This window comes from Polaromonas sp. P3_C2 (assembly GCF_056402675.1).
In genome coordinates this window covers 1-1,265 of sequence record NZ_JBFUGX010000942.1, presented here as the reverse complement: position 1 = coordinate 1,265, position 1,265 = coordinate 1, and the positions used below count along the sequence as shown (strand labels likewise).

Sequence of the window (1,265 nt, the reverse complement as noted above, 5' to 3'; positions counted from 1 at the left end):
TTTCTGGATCGAATGGGAAGAGCCCGTCCCTCCGGAAGCTACAACACTGGAGGCGCTGGAAAGACTCGAGAGCGACGGAGTGGTAGAACGTGTCGCGCTGGACACTCAGGAACTCTGGATGATGAAGAAGGAGTCTCAGTTGCCCTCATCGACGTGAGCCCGGAGCCAGGAATATGACCCGACCCATTTCACTCGCCGCCCTGACCGTGCTGGAATTGACGCCGCCTGAAATGGTGACCTGCGCCTTTGATGCCGGCTTCAGCCATGTCGGCATCCGCTTGCTGCCGGCAACGCCGACCGAGCCGCAGTACGACATCGTGGGAGACACGCAGATGCTGCGCGAAGTCGAGCATCGCCTGGCGGACACCGGCATCAAGGTGCTTGATGTCGAAATCTTTCGCATCAAGCCCGATACCCTGGTCGGCGACTACGAAGCCGCGATTGCCACCGCCGCCCGGCTCGGTGCGAGCGATTTGCTTGTGGCCGGAAACGATCCAGACGAAGCCCGGCTCACCGATACCTTCGCCGCATTCTGCGACCTCGCCGACAGCTACGGGCTGGCAGCCGCCCTGGAATTCATGCCCTGGACCGATGCGAAGGATTTGACCCAGGCCGCGCGCATCGTTGAGCGCACCGGCCGCAACAACGCGGGTGTGCTGATCGACCCTTTCCATCTGAGCCGCTCGCGCAGCCGCATCAAGGACATTGCCGAAATCCCGCCGTCGCGCATGCGCTTCATGCAGTTTTGCGATGTGCCCGCAGCCATCCCGCCGACGATGGACGCGATCCTCGCCGAGGCCCGCTCCGAGCGCCTGTTTCCTGGCGATGGCGAAGTGGACCTCCTCGGTCTTCTGCGTGCTGCGCCGCGCAACATCCCGCTCAGCCTCGAAGTGCCAACGCACACGCTGGCACTCACCGTCAGCGCCACCGATCGCGCACGCCGCGCCCTTGCCGCCACACGGCGCGTGCTAGCGCAACTCGAAGCACTGGAGTCGTAAACATGCCCAGATATCGCAAGGTTTCCAAGGGGATGCGCAGCTTCGATCGGCGGACTTTATTCATCGCAACCCGGCGCTGATTGCCATGAATAAAGTCCCCCTTGCAAGAGCCCAAGCCAAGCACCGGACGCCGTACCTATGCCAGCTACGCCTCCAGGCGTACGACGACCTTGCCGGAGTGCCGGCCCTGCAGCAGGTCTGACAGGGCGGCGGGCGCATTCAGCAGGCCATCTACAACGTGCTCCGATGCCTTGACCTGCCCACTGT

General features: G+C 63.1%; 1 protein-coding gene. It reads left to right on the top strand.

What is annotated here, in order from left to right; all coding sequences use genetic code 11:
* Positions 1–173 precede the first annotated feature (173 nt).
* Positions 174–998: a sugar phosphate isomerase/epimerase family protein gene (locus AC1DWI_RS23625; RefSeq protein WP_477669988.1), complete on the top strand. Its 825-nt coding sequence runs from the start codon at positions 174–176 to the stop codon at positions 996–998.
* The last annotated feature ends 267 nt before the right edge of the window (positions 999–1,265 follow it).